The following is a 17643-nucleotide window of genomic DNA, read 5'->3' on the forward strand; positions in this document are numbered from 1 at the left end:
TAATGCTTTTGATTTATTTTTCGGTTTTACAATCTATTAGTTGTTATAATAGATGTCCCATTTAGCATATTCTTTTGTACTGTTAAAATCATCTTTAAGAAAAGATAAATCGTCACTTAAACCATGTCTTTTTCTTACCAATAAATAGGTGTTCTTATTATGTGAAAGTTCTCTTAACTTTGATATAGTCGTATCATCTTTTACATCCCAAAGATGTTCTCTCCATAGCGCATCATGCTGAAATTGAACTTCACGATTTGTAGTATTATGACCTGAATTAATAGTGATTTCGTTCGCATCTGAATAGAGCGGAATGGATGAAAGCAAATAATTGTAAACCAAAATGGTTTTATGTTCTTTTCCATTAGTATTTATAAAATCCATCATCTCACGTGTAGAATTTATCGATTGGCTATTGTTTTTCATAACAGACGTTGAGACTTGTAGTATGGCTATACTAAATAGAAATGATAGAATAACCGGTTTGTACATTTCGGTATTCTCAATAAAATAATAAACGATAAAGGCACTCACAGTTATTAAAAAAGCCGCAATAATTGCTGATGATGATACCTCAATAAAATCAGGTTTCTTAATCCACAAACTCAAAAGCGTAAAAAAGAATAAATTCAACAAAACAAAATAGCTTAAAGCAATTATTTTTTTGTTTTTTAATGTTAATGCACTCAACCGAGCTGCTATAAATATGGCAACCATCCAAAAGACAGGCAGGATATATAGAATAAGCTTTGTGCTGAATAATGAAAAAAGAATAAAAAGAATACTACTTGAAACTAGCAATAACTTAGTTTCTTTTTGTAGCATAAAAATAGAGTTGACTCCACCACGGAATTTAACTATAGTGCTTAACCACCATGGGAATAATAATCCAATAATAATCGGAATATAGAACCAAAAAGGTTTTGAACGGTTGAAGGAATTTGATGAAATTCTAGATGCAATTTGTTTATTTATAAAATAATCCCAAAGACTTGGGTTTTCTGCAATAACGAAAATATACCAACTTACGCCTATTCCTAGACATAATAACAGCCCTAATATATTATGAATAGTCATATCTGTGCCACTTTTGAAAATGACCTTGTACGTAATGACATATACCAAAATAAACAGTAAAGCAACGGGTCCTTTAGTCAATAGGGCAAGTCCGATAAGGATATAAAACAAGTAAAGAAAAAGTAATTTACCTCTACTTGTGTAATATTGCCAGCAATAGATGGATCCGATAATAAAAGTGGTTACATAAACATCTGTAGTGAGGTTGCGACTAGCTATAAGAACCATTGGCATCGAAAAATATATCAGGCCAGAGAAGAAGGCAATCTTCTTGTTTTTGTAAAGCAAATTAGCAATACCATAAATTAGCAATAATTGAATAATCACAGCAACTTGTAAAAAAAATCGCGCTCCAAATTCGTTGATACCGAAAAAACGATACCCTAAAGTGGTGATGTAATATGTTATTGGCGGTTTATGAAAATGGAAAATACCCAGTAATTGAGGATTTAAATAATCTCCAGAAAGAAACATTTCTCGGCTTATTTCAGCATATCGAGCTTCACTAGTTTCAGTAAAGCCGTACGATCCTAGACCAATAATTAGTAGGGCAAAGGCTATGCAAACGAATGCAAAATAATAGTAATCTAAACCTCTCTTCATTGTCGCAATTGCATTTTAAGAATTAATTTAATATTGCAGTAGTAAGGATTCATTATTTAGTCATGTTTTCCCAAGCTGAATCTGCAAGATTTTTTTTGTCTTCAGAGTTTTTATTCCATTGTCTTTTTGCATCTATAATTCCAAAAAGCATGCGAGTAAAAAAATATAATTTACCTTCCTTTATCACCCAACTTTTAGGGTTGGGGATAATTTCTTTTCCTTGCGACATAGCAAAGGCGCAAAAGCCACCATATTGTGGTATAAACGTTTCTGGTGAGTTTTTAAATTTCACTTTGTTTAACTCTGATGAAAATTGAAATTCAGCACCTTCATAGTTAAATGTGATGGATGCATTTCCTTTTTTTTGGCTTCCATTGAAGAATGATACCACATCAAATCCTTGTGCAGCAACGCCGTTTTTTAAATTTAGTGACATTTTATTTTTAATTTATAATTGTTTATATATGAGTAACTTATTGTATAAATCCACTTTCTTTTATTCCATTATCTAAGATGTTAAAATTATTACTTTAGCTTATTGAATTAAGGTATAGAGCATAAATGCTCCAACTGCTATAAACATTATTGAAATAGCAACTTTCATTTTATCTGCTGGAATAATTTTTTGCAACCTTGGACCTATTTGTCCACCAATAATTACGCCTGGTATTGTAAATATGATGAGGTTAACAACTTGATTCATAACATCACCGCCTTCTGTAGCAAATTCATAAATATGACCTACTGAAGCAACCAATACCGTAACTACAACCACAAAAATTGATGTAGCAACTGCTACTTTTGCTGGCACTCTGCATTTTGCTACAAGATGGTAATCTTGTAATTCCGCGAGACCTACTGAGATCATTCCTAAGAATGCACCACCAACAGCAGCAAACATTCTACCCATATTCTTATTACAAACGGTGTAGTTATATACATTCCCTTCAGCATCTGTAAGTGAACTTTCAAAATTGGTTTTAAATTCTTTTTTATTTGCAGCTTCCAGTTTTTCTTTTTCTTCTTCTCTCCACGACGTATATAATTGATAACCAATAAAGATGATGCCTATAGCGAAAATTGTTTTGAGTATTAATGGTGCGATTAAATCTCCATAAATAGCGCCTAAAATAGCAAAGGGAATTGAGTATAATAAGAGGTTAAATCCTAATTTAAAGTCAATTAGTTTTGCTTTCCAATAGGCTTGTAAACCAGACGCAAATCCAAAAAATTCCGTAATTAAAGCCACACCAATCGCTATTTTTGGCTCTAATCCTAAACCAATCATAAAAAGAGGTGAAAAGAAAACGGCTCCGCCTATTCCTGAAGACATTGCAATGGTTGCAATAGCTATTGAAATGGGTAGTAAATACCAAAACTCCATTGTAAGTTCCATAATTTATCTATTTAAAATGATTTCTAACACCATAACTCGCTAACACACCTTCTCCAGTGGCAGCTGCTACCTGAGCAATAGCTCCTTCACGACAATCTCCAGCAGCAAAAATTCCTTTTATGTTAGTTTCCCCAAGGCCAGAAGTTGTGATAAAACCGCTTTCATTTAATCCTATATAACCCTTGACATTTTCTGTATTTGGGATGAGACCAATAAAAATAAATGTGCCATCTGCATATAGTTCTTCTTGTTCTCCAGTAATTCTATCCTTGACTTTTAAGCCTTTAAAATTGCCTCTTTCATCTTTTATAAATGCTAAAGATTCTTTGTTCATATGAGTTTCAATATTTTTAATCGAAGGCAATTTTTCAATATAGGTTTCTGATGCTGTGAATGTTTCTCCCCAATTAACAATGGTCACTTTCTTGCAAAATGATGCAAGAAAGATGCCTTCTTCCAAAGCACTATTTCCGCCTCCTATAACTATAATTTCTTTATCTCGGTAAAATGCACCATCACAAGTAGCACAAAAATGAATACCTGCACCAATTAATTCTTCCTCATTAGGGATTCCTAATTTTCTGTAGGTTGAACCTTGAGCCAACACAATTGTTTTACTTTGGTATTCGCCCATATTAGTAGCTACAGAAAAAATATTGCTCTTCTTCTGGATTGAATTAACACTTACACCCGTTTCAATTTTGGCACCATAGGTTTTGGCCTGTTCAGCCATTTTCTTCATTAATTCTGGACCTGAAATGTTAGTGAACCCTGGATAATTTTCGATTTTTTCAGTTAAAAAAGCATTGCCTCCAATATTCTTTTTTTCAAGAATTAATGAGTTGAATCTATCACGTTGTATGTAGATGGAAGCTGTTAATCCAGCAGCTCCTGCACCAACAATGATACTGTCATAAATGTGTTTTTCAGCTTCAGCACCAATCTTTAATACGTCTTTTAAAATGGCATTATCTGGATTGGTGTATGCCTTTTCATTAATAAAAATGGTAGGTATAATACGTTTTCCATTATTGGTTTCTTCCACTAACTTTGCTGCCCATTCGTGTTTGTCTACTTCGATGAATTGAAAATTGATACCATTATCTTGGAGATAGGCTTTAGCACGTTGACAGTCTGGACACCAATTAGCTCCATATAATTTTATAATCCCTTGAGAATTAATTCCCAAAACACTTGCAAGAGCCGCATTGTCTGGATTTGTATATGATTTTTCATTAATTATTAGGGTTGGAATGATGCGTTTTCCATTATTTATTTCTTCAACCTTGGCGGTTGCACTTTTATCAATATCCACATCTATAAAGTTGAAATCTATATGGTGTTCTTTTAGATACGCTTTTGCCCTTTGGCAGTCTGGGCACCAATCGGCTCCATAAAATTGTATTGTATTCATAGTTAGTTTGTTTTTAGTTGTTCAATAGCTTCCTGAAAAAATGCAACGCCTTCAGATTCTACTATGTTATTTGTGTTGAGAATAGCACCCTTGAATTCATCATATTTCCATTCACCTGTTGATAATTTTGGTAATCCAGAAGGATTAATAATACTACCGTTTTTATATCCTGAGAGATATAAATAAAAATCCTTAGATACAGTATCTGGCATTGCCAGACCCAATCCCACTGATATTTCAGATTCGGGTATTGTAGTATAAATTCCTGTATCGAAATGATGTGGCCAAATTCTTATTGGGTTATTTACCTTATAAATGGTTTCTATTTTTTCAATAACAAATTGAGCCAAAATTCGCTGATGCATTAATTCAATCAATTTGCCAACATTAAGCAACTTGAAGGTGAATGTATTTGTAATGGTATATGGAAGTTTGTAGTGCAGTTTATACTGATACTCTTTATTCAAAAATGCTTTAGAAGTATCTTTCAACCATTTTAAAACTTCGGAATGTTTAGCACCATCTAATCGGAAAGCTGTAGTTCCTTGATTAGATTTCCATTCTAGTGAAAACCGTTCATAATCTAAACATAACATATCACCATTATCTGATAGTGTATGTGTATATAAACAGCCGTTTTCTGTACTAAAGCCTAAATTTGTATGACTGTCATCTGCTTTTTTTTCTAAAAAACTTATTCCTGCTGCAGCTAAATATTGCGCTGCTAAATGCATTTGTTTTTCCATTGTAAATTATTTAAAATTGCTTTTTAATATAAGTTTCGTTAAAAATCGAAATCCAAAGAGATATTAAGTCGTCCACCATCATCTGAGCTGAAATACGCAAAATTTGCTGTTGTAAACCCTGCGAGGTTAAAATAGAGACCAGCACCAGGTGACGTATACCATGCATTGGAATTGTCATTGTCTACCCATAGACGACCATAATCAAAGCCACCATAGGCGCCCCAAGAAATTGGGATAATAGAATTACGAATTCTTCCTAAAGAGACTCTCACGTCACTGTTTTGGTAAAAGGCACTTTTACCACTAAATCGTTCTTGTCTATACCCTCTTAAACCCTCTCCATCTCCAAGCGTAGCGGCTTGATGGAACTCAAAGTCATTACTTAAATTAAAATGCGCTTTAAATTTTGTGGCATACACAAGAATACCACGTCTATCAATTTTAGTAGTTAATCGAAGTTCTGGAATGACATAGGCAAAGCCTTTATCCTCATCAAAATTTGCTTTATATCCAGCCGTAAACTTGAATCCAATACCTGATTTAGGTAATGCTTCATTATCAAAATTCTTATACTCATAAGAAGATTCAACATTAAAGAAATCTTGTCCATCAAATGCTTTTGGATTAATAGAAGCTGTTTCAATAAAGCGATTACTTGTTTTGTCAACTTCAACGTTTTCATATCCAAGGCCAAATTTTATGGTGCTTCCTTGATAACCCCTGTAAATTAAAGAAGGTGAAAACGAAATTCTTTGTTGGCGAACTCTATTAAAATCTGTTCCTAAGTTGTCGTCAAAATTTAGGGTTTCATTTCCTAATCCAAAAAAGTTACTAGTATTACTAGCACTTAAATAACCTGCATCAATCCCTAAGTTTATACCCTCAAATAAATTAGCGAACTCTCCAGAATATTCAATTTCGGCTCCTGAAGTTTCTGTAAGATATACAGCACTTATGCTATGCTTTGCGGTAAAAGGATTTCTACGTAACGAATTCTTGGTGTAATTAACACGAACTCCAATTTTTAAACCATCATCAGGATTTGCTCCTATGATTGGCACTATGGTATGCGTATCTCTTCTGTTCTTTTTGAAATAATAGGTGTTTAAATCATAATTATCTGAAAGCGTTTTAGAAACAGGCGTCTCAAATGTATTTGGTTTCGATTTTTGGTCAAAGACTCTTAGGTTTCGTTTGTTGTTAATTCGGTAGGTATCGTTATTTTGACCTCCTATAATTTTAATTTTTATATAAGCATTACTTTCACCATTGACTTCAAAAATATCTTTATCATCAAGACCATACACCCATAGCTCATTGGTTACGGATTTATCATAATCTACATCCCAAAATTTGTCTTTCTTTTCTCCATTTTTTATACGATAGATACTTACATTGGTAATTCCGTTTGGCTTACGAGTAATCACAAAATAATCGTCTTTATCTGTTCCAGTAATAAGAACACAAGAGCGCAAATACTCGTATAGACTTACCGCGTTTTCTTCAACTTTTGCCAATCTACCTAATAAAGCTTGCTTGGTACGTTCTACTTTTATCTGGTCAATCTCTTCTGGGAAATTTTTGAATGCATTGTCTATAACCTCTTCGGTTAGATGTTCTTTTATAAAACGCGCTTCTCTTAGCCAGTCTTCTTGTGTATGGTTGATTAATACGGCAAGATCTACATCATCACCAGCATCATTAAACCATTTTGTAGAATTATAACTGGCATCATAGCGTTGCATAAATCGTAACGGCGGACTTAATGTTGTGAGTGCTCCAAAGGCAAATCCATCAAAATCTGAATAGACTTGATCTCTATCTCGCGGAATGGGTTCGTATAAGTCCTCTCCATTTTCTTGTTCTTGCACTGCCCATTTCCATTGGTCTGCGTGACGGTCCCAATCACCAATTATATTATCAAATAAACGTGTTCTAATGTATAGACCTTCATTTATTGCTATTTTATCCTTTCGTCTTAATTTTTCTAAAAGATCCATAGTACCTTCTATTTTATCGGTACTTCCAAGACTTTTTACTTCACCATGACCTTCGGTAAGACGCTCTTCAATAAAATACATTTTGTCACCATAGTCTTCATTATGAATGCCTAATGCTTTCTGTTTTGGGATATAATACAGTTCTGTATTGGCGTGATAGATGTCTAATGCATCTTCAAGGTCACCAATTGTTAATGATCCATAAGGATTAGCAGTAGTCCAGTAATCTTGTAACAACTGAATAAAATAAGTATCCTCTACATCTGCATCTAAATACTGCGTTTTAAAGATGAAATACTGAATAAAACGAAGTGCACTCTTTTTTGCTGATCGCATAGCAAACTCACGCCCATCTTTGGTTTTTAAACGAAGCGAATTGGTTTGATGTCCTCCTCCTTTTCTTATTACTGAAAGACCTCCATATAACGTATCTAATAATGCAGACTTTACTTTTATTGGTGTTTCGTAATCTTTTCTAAAATGCTGTCCCCAAATCATTTTATAAAAACCCGATCGTTTCAATTCTTCTGGCTGATAAATTGATTTTTCTACAAAAGTTGGTGTTTGTTCTTCGTTGTAATCTGGAATTACAATATTATCTTCTGGTGCAATAATTTCAGAAGTAAAAAGAGGTGTTGTAAAGTTGTTGGATTGTCCATAAAACGCGACCCACATAGAGCCATCTTTGTACTCTACAATTTTTGAAAAACCAGGTTCGTTAATAGCACATTTGCTTTTTCTAATTTTTTTGGCGTTTTCAATTCTTCCTCCAGCACCACTTATAACTACAGGAATATTTTTGTCTATAATGAATTGCATATTTTGTTCGTGGCCCGAAACAAACACCACGTTTTTAGATTGTTGTGCAATGGTAAGCAGCCTTTTGCTAAATTCTTTGTAGTACTTATTATTTAAGTTTTGAGGATTTATACCAAATGAATATGGGTTTCCATATTTTCCATACGTAGCGACAGGATGAGAAACTGCAATTAAGACTGTTTTGCCTTGACTTTTTACAATCTCGTGTTCTACTTCAACGTAAAATTCAGATTTATTCTTGATATCACAATTGTCATTAATATTTGGTGTTTTGTCCCAATTAGAAAGTACCCATTGAGAATCTAATATTAATAAATCTACGTCGTCATTAATTTTGACCTTTTCAATAGGGCATCCTTTTTCCGGCTGAAAAACATCTTTATTATGGAATATTTTTTCTAAATAATCTTCTTGCGCTTTCAATCCTTTGAGTCCAGATTTCCAGTCTTTACTTCCTGGGATAAAATAAATGCGTTTAGAAAATGGCTTCCATAGTTCGGCATAAGCGTCTAGTTGCTGTTTGGCTTGCTGGTTATCTTTTGAAAAACCTTGCTCAGATGCATTATTCCCTAATAATAAGAGTGTTGCATTCTCATCATTTGTCATTGCATTTTTAATAGCGTCAAGAACAGTCGTGTTTTTTGCTTTTTCTGGATGTATTGCTAAATTTCCGGTTGCATAGAAGGAATGTGACACTTTCTTATCTGGAAGTGTATTAGTTTGTTGTGCAAAAGCGGCACAAACAACAAAAAAAACTAGTAATGAATGAATTAATTTATGGTTCATAATTGGTGGTTTTTAGAAGTTTTAATAAGTAGCATTTTTAGTGCTATTAAAATTGAAAATAGTAGTAGTGATAAGTAGCACATAGGTGTTCCGTTATCAAGTTTTGGGCATTCGCCTAGTCCGTTGAATTGCATTACTGAAGCTATTATGGCAATGAGGAACGCAAGACCTGTATACACGAAATACATGGTGTTATATTTTTTGAGAAGATGAACAATTAATGGAATTAGAAAACACACCATCACAATCGCACAGACAGGAATAAGCCAAATCTTTGGGCACCCATTCCCAGTTTGAATTTCATCCCAAACCAATTCACCAGATCCATAAAGACCAATAATGAGCAGTATAGTAATAATGCTATATATTATTTTTTCTAGTTTCATTTTAATCTACTTCTTATTATTTATAATTGAATCTTGCTCGACTTGTTTCAATCTTTCAGCTTGAACATTGACAATTGAATTGATTTTTGGCGTCTTTATATAATCTGTTTCCCCATTTGTATATTCAACTAAAACAGATTTTACTTCAGAGTCTTTATCAAGGCCAAAATGCAATAAAGCGGTTTGATCACTTGCCAGTCCTTCTCCTGTAACCAACCATTCTGATAGTTTTCTTGAATTTGTTTCGACAGTTACTTTTGCACCTAGTGCTTGGGCATTGTCTTCTAAATCTATTTGTATAAAATTATTTGTTCCGCCTTTATTTATATAAGCTAGTGAAGGGCTATCAATATTCACCCAGATCATATCTAAATAACCGTCTTGATTAAAATCACTTACTAAAGCTGTGATGGCAAAATGCGGATTTACAACACCGCTTTCCTCTTCAGTAGGCGCAAATGTTCCATCTTCTTTTTGTACTAAGAATCTGCTTTTTAACCTAAATAATTTATTAGGCGCTAAATCCACATAATTCTCTGCCACCATTAAATCTTGAAGTCCATCATTGTTCATATCGGCAAAGGTGCAACCCCAAGAAAACTCGTAGTCAGCAATCATTGTTTCGTTGGCAGTATCTATAAATTTAAAATCACCATCATTTCTAAAAAGCAACCACTTTTCGTTAAAGCGAGAAGCATCTTTAATATCGCCTTTGGCTAAAGCTCTAGGTAAGGTGCTTCCGGTATTAGAAAACATAAAGTCTACTAAGCCATCATTGTTATAGTCACCAATGGCTAAACCCATTGGATAGGCAAATTTATTAGTTAATGGATTTTCTTTCATTGTAAATGTTAAGTCGCCATTATTTTTATAAGTTCTAACTTCACCAGTATCGTGCACAACTATGAGGTCTAACCAAGAGTCGTTATCGATATCGATTAAGCTACCTTGAAAGGTGTTGTGTACATAATCTAAACCTGCTTCTTTTGTAATGCTTTTGAAAGTATTATCACCATTATTTAAGAGTAACTCGCTCGTAGAACCATAGGTAGGATCTTCAAAAATGGTTTGTCCTTCCATCAATTCTTTTTTGATGTAGGTTCCTAAGAAAATATCTAAAAAACCATCTTTATTAATATCACCAACAGTAAATCCAGATGGTGTAGATTTTTCATTCATTGGTGTATCAATAAGCGTTTCCTCGAAGGTTCCGTTTGTATTATAATACAGATGTAAACCGTCTTCTCTACCAACCAATAGGTCGGTAAACCCGTTGTTGTCAAAATCGGCAGAAACGGCACCAGTTGACGTTGTTGAGGTTCCTTTTTTTGGTAAGTGTACTTCCGAAGAAATGTTGACAAACCTATTATCTCTAAAGGCAAATAGTGCGTCTTCTTGATCCATTCCGCCACCAAAAAACACCTCGTCAATATTGTCATTATCGACATCTATTAATGCAGAAGGTGCAATAGGTAACGATTTATCACCATTGTATTGATGTGTAAAATCGAGATCGACCTTTGAAAAGATAGGAACCTTACTAGTGTCTATTGTAACATCATATTTTTCTGAATTGGCATCGTTCCAGAAAAACCATAGCACGAAGATTAATAATGCCACAATTATTAATCCTAACCCGATAAAAGTTTTCTTGAAAACGCTTAATAAATTTCTTGTGTTTTTACTGAACATTAGTGTTGATTTTTAGTTAGTTTGTTTAGTTGATATAATGACAAAGAGAAGAGAATAAAGTGCGTGACATTCATTAATATTGGAAGCATATGTTTGCCAATAGAAGGTGTTATTTTTCCTATTAGAACCAACAGAATAAGAATGACTATGGGACTAAAAAAAGCCATCCATTTTTTGTAAAAAGTACCTCCTTTTAAAATTGTAATAGTGAATACTACTGAAAGTGTAGCAATTACTATTCGCAATGCTTTTACAAGAATTTCCATATGATTGGTATAGTGGTCTAGTAAATTTTGATAGGTTATGATATCCATGGATTCCTTTAAATGAACAATGTTTCCAATGGAAGATCGAGAACCTATCCAAATACCTCCAACAGCAAATGCTATGAAGCCAATAGCTAAAACGACTCGTGCTAAGGTTTCATTACCAGAGCGTAACATTCTGTAAATATGTATATAACCTGCAAAATAAAATGGTAATCCAATAACCGCTAGAAAATGTCCTATTGTCAAATGCTTTTGCGACACAAATTTGAAAAACTCATAGTTTGATGCATGCTCTAATATTTGAGGTGAATAATGTAGAAAATACTCTCCCAATCCTACAAGAAGGGAAGCTACAAGCCCTAAATATCCAAATGTTCTGGTTAGTTTCATGGATTTATTAAAAGGTTAGATTTTCCATTTGTTATTTTTAGAGAATGATTGATGACTTGCATTGAAATCGTTTGCGCATCATAAAAAATCAATCCTTCTTTTCTCATTAAACTCAATACGTTGCTTACTGTTTGTCTTGATGTATTGGTTAGGTTTGCTATATCTTTATGAGATAACAGGTTTTTTGCAACCAGGTTTCCTGCTTCATCTTTCTCTCCAAATTCTTCCAAATAATCTATAATAAAGTCCTTGATTCGTTCTGGACTATCTTTATATAGTAAATCGTTTAGTCTGCGTTCTAATTTTTTAATACGTGTTCCATAGATTTTTAAAACACCGTTTTTTAATGACTTATGTTTTTCTATAAGCTTTTCCATTTCATCAGCTTCTATGTAGCAAACGATGCAATTTTCTAAAGCATAGGCTACTTCCTCTTTTGCAGTTTCATCATCATATAAAGAGAGTTCTCCAAATATATTTCCGCGTTTTACAATATATTTCACAGTATCGTTTGAGGTATTTACAATTTTTACCGTTCCTTTTTTTAAAAAAAAGATGCTCTTTTTATTTCTATTAACTAGAGAAATTTTAGTTCCCTTATCAATGTTTTCCATTTCTAGGATTTCGCACATTCTCATCATAGTTACCATACCTAATTTTTTAAAAAGGTTGAAACCATCTAGAAACCAATATTTTGTTAATCCATTCATTACTTAAAGTGTAAAATGTTGATTATGTATATGTTAAAAGTACTGTAAAGGAATATCAAGAAATAGTGAAATTTTCATAGAAGTTACTTCATACGACACTTTCTAAATATTCTTCTGATTTAAGAGACGCTATGAAACTCAAAACTGACAAATTGTATTTAAAGTTTTGAAAACGCTTTTTCAGATTGCTCAAAAAATTATTCATCATGAGCTTCAAAAACAGATTATTTTTCTAGAAGTTACTTCACACGACAACAGCGTTGTAAGTAAGTTGATTAAATAAGACTCATGCTTCAAACATACCTTATTATGAAGCATACCATCGTTGTCTTATTTTTCTTATCCATTAGTAGTATGGGTTTTTCTCAAAATGTTCGTAATTCAAAAGGTAGAAAAAGGTGAACTTTATTTTTATTGGGGTTGGAACAGAAGTTGGTATAATAATTCTGATATTCATTTTAAAGGAAAGGATTATAATTTTACTTTAAGTGATGTTAAAGCAAAAGATCGTCAGACACCATTTAGTATTGATAAATATCTAAATCCAGGAAATGCAACCATACCTCAATACAATTTCAGAATTGGTTATTATTTTAAAGATAACTATAGCCTTTCTATAGGTATTGACCATATGAAATATGTAGTGGTCCAGAATCAACAAGTTCTAATAGATGGTACTATTAGTAATACGTCTTCAAGTTATGACGGAAGTTATACTAATGAGTCTATTATACTGGCCGAAGATTTTTTAAAATTTGAACATACCGATGGTTTGAACTACTTGAATGTTGATATTCGGAAAGATTTCAATCTAATTAATAAAAATAAATCGATTGCTATTGATGGTTTGGCTGGAGTAGGATTAGGAATTTTAATACCTAGAACAAACACCACCTTGTTAAACAACGAGCGCTATGATGAATTTCATTTATCTGGTTATGGGCTGAATGGGCTCACAGGACTAAAGACAACGTTTTTTAATTGGTTTTTTATACAAAGTGAATTAAAAGGAGGATACATAAATATGCCTAACATTAGAACAACAAGATTTACTGCAGATTCTGCAAGTCAAAACTTTTTATTCGCACAAGCAAATATTGTTTTTGGTGTTCAGTTTAGCTTAAGTAATAAATAGAAGTTGAAGCCGTATTTTTTTCTAAATAGTTGTCAGGTTTTCATTAAAACCGAGTCCAATATATTAAAGCCACAATAAAATGAGGAAATATATTTTAGTACTACTTTTTATACCATTTATGTCTTGCGTGCAAAAAGCAAATTCAGTTTCAGATTTTGCTTATAGTTCCAATTCAGAAATTTCTAGTCGTGCAACAATAATGAGTCACCAAAAATGGAATGCTTTATTACAAAAACACGTTTCAACCTCGGGAAAAGTTGATTACCTAGGATTTAAAAAAGATAGTGTAGCATTACAATCTTATTTAGATTTATTAGCTAAAAACCTTCCCCAAAAAAGCTGGTCAAAAAATGCAACCTTAGCGTATTGGATTAATGCTTATAACGCTTTTACTGTGAAATTAATTTTAGATAATTATCCTGTTAAAAGCATAAAGGATATTAAAAAACCTTGGGATCAAGAATTTATTATGTTAGAAAACAGAGCCTATAGTTTAGGGGGAATTGAACATAAAATTTTAAGAAAAATGAACGAACCTCGTATTCATTTTGCCATTAATTGCGCATCCTATTCTTGCCCTAACTTATTAAATGAAGCCTATACGGAAGATAAGCTAGAACAACAGCTAGAGCATGCAACAGCTTCCTTCATTAATGATAAAACCAAAAACAAGATAACAAAAGATAAAATTGAAATTTCAAAAATATTTGATTGGTTTTCTAACGATTTTAAGAAGAATGGAACACTCATTGATTTTTTAAGCAAATACTCAACTTTAAAAATCAATGCAAATGCCAACATTAAATTTAAAGCGTACAACTGGAACTTGAATAGTTGAATTTTTCTTAAATTGGAGAAAATATATTTATGGAAACCATCCAAAAAGAAGATACAAAAGCAATAGTAGAAAAATGGGTTAACGAATACAGCGAGGCGCTTTTTTCTTGGGCTTTTTATAAAACATCTTCAAAAGAAACTGCTGAAGATTTGGTACAGGATACCTTTCTTGCTGCCTACAATAAAATAGATTCATTTAAAGGTAATAGTCAACCTAAAACCTGGTTGTTTTCAATTTTAAATAACAAAATTATTGATCATTATAGGTTGAGTGCAAAAACAACCAAAAAGACTATTAGTCTATCAGAAGATAGAGCCTATGAGATTACAGAAGGCTTTTTTGATGAAGCTGAAAATTGGAAGAGCACGACCATAAACCCTATTTGGAATCAAGATGAAGAGTTATTAGATAATCCAGAGTTTAATACTGTCTTGAAGAATTGTATGGAAAGTTTACCTGAAAAATGGAATTTTGCCATAACCTCAAAATATCTAACAACTAAAAAAGTAGCTGAGATTTGTCAGGATTTGAATATTACGGTGTCTAATTATTGGCAGATCGTTCATAGAGCTAAATTGGCTTTAAAAAATTGCTTAGAAGTAAAATGGGTATAATTTGCATTAAAAAAAAACTAAAAAATGCTACTAAAAAAAATAATGGATAAAATGATTAATTCTTGTAAGAAAACGGCAGAATTAATTGATAAAAAATTTCTCACGCCTTTGTCTATAAAAGAGAAGGTGCAGTTATATATTCATAAATCTATGTGTAAGACGTGTGCAGCTTACGAGCGTCAATCTAAAATTATTGATAATGCAGTCGCAAAATTATTTCACAGCAAACCTAAAATAGATACGAATTTATCAAAAGAAAGAAAGCAAAACATTATGGATAAAATAAATAAGTCCTGAATTATTAGTTGGTTGATTGTTTATTAATTATTGGTTGGTTAATAGCGCTTAAAGCACTGCAAGAAATTGTGGTGCTTTTTGTTTTATTACAATCAGAAAACTTCTCAAACTTTTGAAAACTAAGTAGATACAGGTATTTCAATATTTTTTTCAATTTAATTGTCAGGAACTAATGTAGCGAAAGTCTATTCATTCAGTTAAACCAAATTTATAAACAATCTTTAAATGACAACAAAGAAGAAAATATTAATTATCCTAACCACAGGAGTTTTAATTGCAGTTAGTGTAGCACTATATATGTTCAACCAACCCGCTAGAGATGTGCAAGCAACCACAACAGATTATAGTTTTAATGCAAGTACTATTGTTAATGAATATCTCACAGATGCTAATGCTGCAAACGCAAAATATCTCGATGAGGAAGGTGTTTCTAAAGTATTAGAAATCACTGGCATCGTTGCTACTATTTCAGAAGATTTTAATAATCAAAAAGTAATACTTCTTAAAAACGATACAGATAAGGCTGGTGTAAGCGCAACTTTTACTGAAGAAACAAATGCACATACCAATAACGTAAAAATTGGTGATGAGATTACCATAAAAGGAGTCATACGTTCTGGAGCAGCATACGATTCTGATTTAGAAATGTATGAAAACGTGATTATAGATAAATGTGACATCGTGTCCAAATAAACAAGTAAATAATAATTAATTAAAATTTAGAAAAATGAAAAAAGTAATTTTAACAATGATCGCCCTAGTGACTATTTCACTAACAGTTTCTGCTCAAAAACAAGTGAGCACAAAAACACACTTTAAATTCTTTTCTTCAACATCTGTAGAAGACATTGAAGCAAATAACTATGCTTCTGTTGGGACAATTGATCCTGCATCTGGAGATATTGTTTTTTCTGTACCAATGCAGAGTTTTGAATTTGAAAAAGCATTAATGCAAAAACATTTTAACAGTGCGAAATTTTTAGATACCAAAGCAAATCCAAAAGCAAAATTAACTGGTAAAATCGCGAATCTTGAAGCAGTTAATTTCTCTAAAGATGGATCTTACGAGGCAGATGTAAAAGGTAATTTAACCATAAATGGTGTTACCAAACCTGTTACTGAAAAAGCAACAGTTGTAGTAAAAGATGGTAAAATTAGCCTTAATTCTAAATTTAATATTACGTTGGCAGACTATGAAGTTGCCTTTGAAAAAGGTAAACCATCTACAAATATTGCTAAAACAGTAGAAGTGACGGTAGAAGCACATTATTAATTCAAAAAATAGATCAGATAAAAAACAATCTTGATTTAATAATCAAGATTGTTTTTATAAACACCAATAATTATGGCACACTTAAAATTAGGAAATTATGCAACGTCACCAATTTCTCAAGACATTTTAGATAAAACACAAAAAGCACTAGGTTTTGTACCTAACATGTATAATAAAATGGGGAATAACCCTGCCTTGCTAGATGCTTACACATATGCTTATAATTCCTTTAGAGCCAATTCAGGCTTTAATTCTGTTGAGCAAGAAGTGGTTTTTCTTTCCGTAGCCTACGAGAATAATTGTGAATATTGTATGGCAGCACACAGTTTTGTGGGTGATATGATGAGCAAAGTCCCTACTGCAGTCACAAATGCTATACGTGATAATAAACAAATTCCAGACACTAAATTAGCAGCCTTATCAAAGCTTACACGCTCGCTTACAGCAAATCGCGGGAATGTTTCACAGGATCAAATAGATGAATTTTTAGAAGTTGGATATACAGAAGTTCATGTACTTGGTATTATAGCCGGAATTGCGGTTAAAACATTAAGCAACTACTCAAATCATCTTACGAATCCAGTAGTAGATATTGCTTTTGCAGGGAGAAGCTGGAAAAAATAAGCTTGTATATATCCAAATTCTGTGTCAGGAAACCATATAAGACGTCTATTTTTTTAAATAAAGCACAAATGCAAATCTATTGTAAAGAGAATTTAAACGAGATAAAAAAGGTATTGCTTCAATTAACTAATGAGCAATATACATTTCAATCTACAACCCTATTTGGGGCAACAATAGGACAACATGTAAGACATATTCTCGAATTCTATCAAAGTGTTTTTAATGGTTTTGAATTTAAACTTATAAACTATGATAACCGAGAACGAAATTTATTAATTGAAACCGATACGAATATTGCTATTCAGGTGATTGATGAAATATGTTCAAAACTAAATGAAGACCTTAGTGATATACATATGATTTTAGAGGGTAATTTTTGCGCTGAAGAAGGAAAGAAAATTAAAATTGAAACGTCTTTCTTAAGAGAATTGGCCTATTGTCTAGAGCATAGTATTCATCATCAAGCATTGATTAAAGTAGGTTTACTAGAAGTTAAATGTTTGAATTTTATAGATGATACGTTTGGGTTAGCACCTGCAACAATAAGACATAGAAAGCAATGTGCTCAGTAAGT

Annotated in this window: 18 protein-coding genes; 8 read left to right on the plus strand and 10 right to left on the minus strand. The window is 32.5% G+C overall.

Features of this window, described 5'->3' with window-relative positions:
• Positions 1 to 36: 36 nt before the first annotated feature.
• The 10 genes from IM744_RS15450 to IM744_RS15495 all read right to left on the minus strand — a co-directional run bounded on the left by IM744_RS15450 (position 37) and on the right by IM744_RS15495 (position 12288).
• Positions 37 to 1680, minus strand: a complete 1644-nt coding sequence (locus IM744_RS15450) for an ArnT family glycosyltransferase (protein WP_194509051.1) — start codon at positions 1678 to 1680, stop codon at positions 37 to 39.
• Positions 1681 to 1732: 52 nt separating this feature from the next.
• Positions 1733 to 2116 carry a YHS domain-containing (seleno)protein gene (locus IM744_RS15455; protein ID WP_194509052.1) on the minus strand — a complete coding sequence of 128 codons (384 nt, stop codon included), beginning with the start codon at positions 2114 to 2116 and terminating at the stop codon, positions 1733 to 1735.
• A gap of 99 nt (positions 2117 to 2215) precedes the next feature.
• Entirely contained in the window at positions 2216 to 3076 is an 861-nt protein-coding gene (locus IM744_RS15460; RefSeq protein WP_194509053.1) for a sulfite exporter TauE/SafE family protein, read from the minus strand.
• 7 nt (positions 3077 to 3083) lie between these two features.
• The gene (locus tag IM744_RS15465) at positions 3084 to 4490 is read right to left on the minus strand and encodes an FAD-dependent oxidoreductase (protein ID WP_194509054.1); all 1407 of its coding nucleotides are present in this window, start codon (positions 4488 to 4490) and stop codon (positions 3084 to 3086) included.
• Positions 4491 to 4492: 2 nt separating this feature from the next.
• Positions 4493 to 5236: a hypothetical protein gene (locus IM744_RS15470; protein ID WP_194509055.1), complete on the minus strand. Its 744-nt coding sequence runs from the start codon at positions 5234 to 5236 to the stop codon at positions 4493 to 4495.
• 38 nt (positions 5237 to 5274) lie between these two features.
• Entirely contained in the window at positions 5275 to 8841 is a 3567-nt protein-coding gene (locus tag IM744_RS15475; RefSeq protein WP_194509056.1) for a metallophosphoesterase family protein, read from the minus strand.
• Positions 8838 to 9227 (minus strand): hypothetical protein, encoded by a 390-nt coding sequence (locus IM744_RS15480; protein WP_194509057.1) that lies wholly within the window; start codon positions 9225 to 9227, stop codon positions 8838 to 8840. The genes IM744_RS15475 and IM744_RS15480 overlap by 4 nt, the downstream gene beginning before the upstream one ends.
• Before the next feature lie 6 nt (positions 9228 to 9233).
• A complete protein-coding gene (locus IM744_RS15485; protein ID WP_194509058.1) occupies positions 9234 to 10919 on the minus strand; it encodes a CRTAC1 family protein in 1686 nt (561 codons plus the stop codon).
• Positions 10919 to 11578: a DUF6796 family protein gene (locus tag IM744_RS15490; RefSeq protein WP_194509059.1), complete on the minus strand. Its 660-nt coding sequence runs from the start codon at positions 11576 to 11578 to the stop codon at positions 10919 to 10921. Before IM744_RS15490 ends, IM744_RS15485 begins: the two co-directional genes overlap by 1 nt.
• On the minus strand, positions 11575 to 12288 hold the full coding sequence (locus IM744_RS15495; RefSeq protein WP_194509060.1) for a Crp/Fnr family transcriptional regulator: 714 nt from the start codon (positions 12286 to 12288) through the stop codon (positions 11575 to 11577). Before IM744_RS15495 ends, IM744_RS15490 begins: the two co-directional genes overlap by 4 nt.
• 370 nt (positions 12289 to 12658) lie before the next feature.
• On the opposite strand from IM744_RS15495, the gene IM744_RS15500 reads away from it, so the two are divergent.
• From IM744_RS15500 to IM744_RS15535, 8 genes are all read left to right on the plus strand, one after another.
• Positions 12659 to 13423, plus strand: a complete 765-nt coding sequence (locus IM744_RS15500; protein ID WP_194509061.1) for a hypothetical protein — start codon at positions 12659 to 12661, stop codon at positions 13421 to 13423.
• Positions 13424 to 13502: 79 nt separating this feature from the next.
• Positions 13503 to 14261 (plus strand): DUF547 domain-containing protein, encoded by a 759-nt coding sequence (locus tag IM744_RS15505; RefSeq protein WP_194509062.1) that lies wholly within the window; start codon positions 13503 to 13505, stop codon positions 14259 to 14261.
• A gap of 29 nt (positions 14262 to 14290) precedes the next feature.
• Positions 14291 to 14875, plus strand: a complete 585-nt coding sequence (locus IM744_RS15510) for a sigma-70 family RNA polymerase sigma factor (RefSeq protein ID WP_194509063.1) — start codon at positions 14291 to 14293, stop codon at positions 14873 to 14875.
• Between the two features lie 24 nt (positions 14876 to 14899).
• The gene (locus IM744_RS15515) at positions 14900 to 15172 is read left to right on the plus strand and encodes a hypothetical protein (protein WP_194509064.1); all 273 of its coding nucleotides are present in this window, start codon (positions 14900 to 14902) and stop codon (positions 15170 to 15172) included.
• Positions 15173 to 15397: 225 nt separating this feature from the next.
• Positions 15398 to 15865 (plus strand): OB-fold protein, encoded by a 468-nt coding sequence (locus tag IM744_RS15520; RefSeq protein ID WP_194509065.1) that lies wholly within the window; start codon positions 15398 to 15400, stop codon positions 15863 to 15865.
• 34 nt (positions 15866 to 15899) lie between these two features.
• Positions 15900 to 16445, plus strand: coding sequence for a YceI family protein (locus tag IM744_RS15525; protein ID WP_194509066.1), 546 nt, complete (start codon positions 15900 to 15902; stop codon positions 16443 to 16445).
• Positions 16446 to 16517: 72 nt separating this feature from the next.
• Positions 16518 to 17069 (plus strand): carboxymuconolactone decarboxylase family protein, encoded by a 552-nt coding sequence (locus IM744_RS15530; protein WP_194509067.1) that lies wholly within the window; start codon positions 16518 to 16520, stop codon positions 17067 to 17069.
• A 68-nt stretch (positions 17070 to 17137) separates the two neighbouring features.
• Positions 17138 to 17641, plus strand: coding sequence for a DinB family protein (locus IM744_RS15535; protein ID WP_194509068.1), 504 nt, complete (start codon positions 17138 to 17140; stop codon positions 17639 to 17641).
• Positions 17642 to 17643 lie beyond the last annotated feature (2 nt).

Origin of the sequence: Psychroserpens luteus (assembly GCF_015319355.1) — a bacterium.
GTDB classification, from domain to species: domain Bacteria; phylum Bacteroidota; class Bacteroidia; order Flavobacteriales; family Flavobacteriaceae; genus Psychroserpens; species Psychroserpens luteus.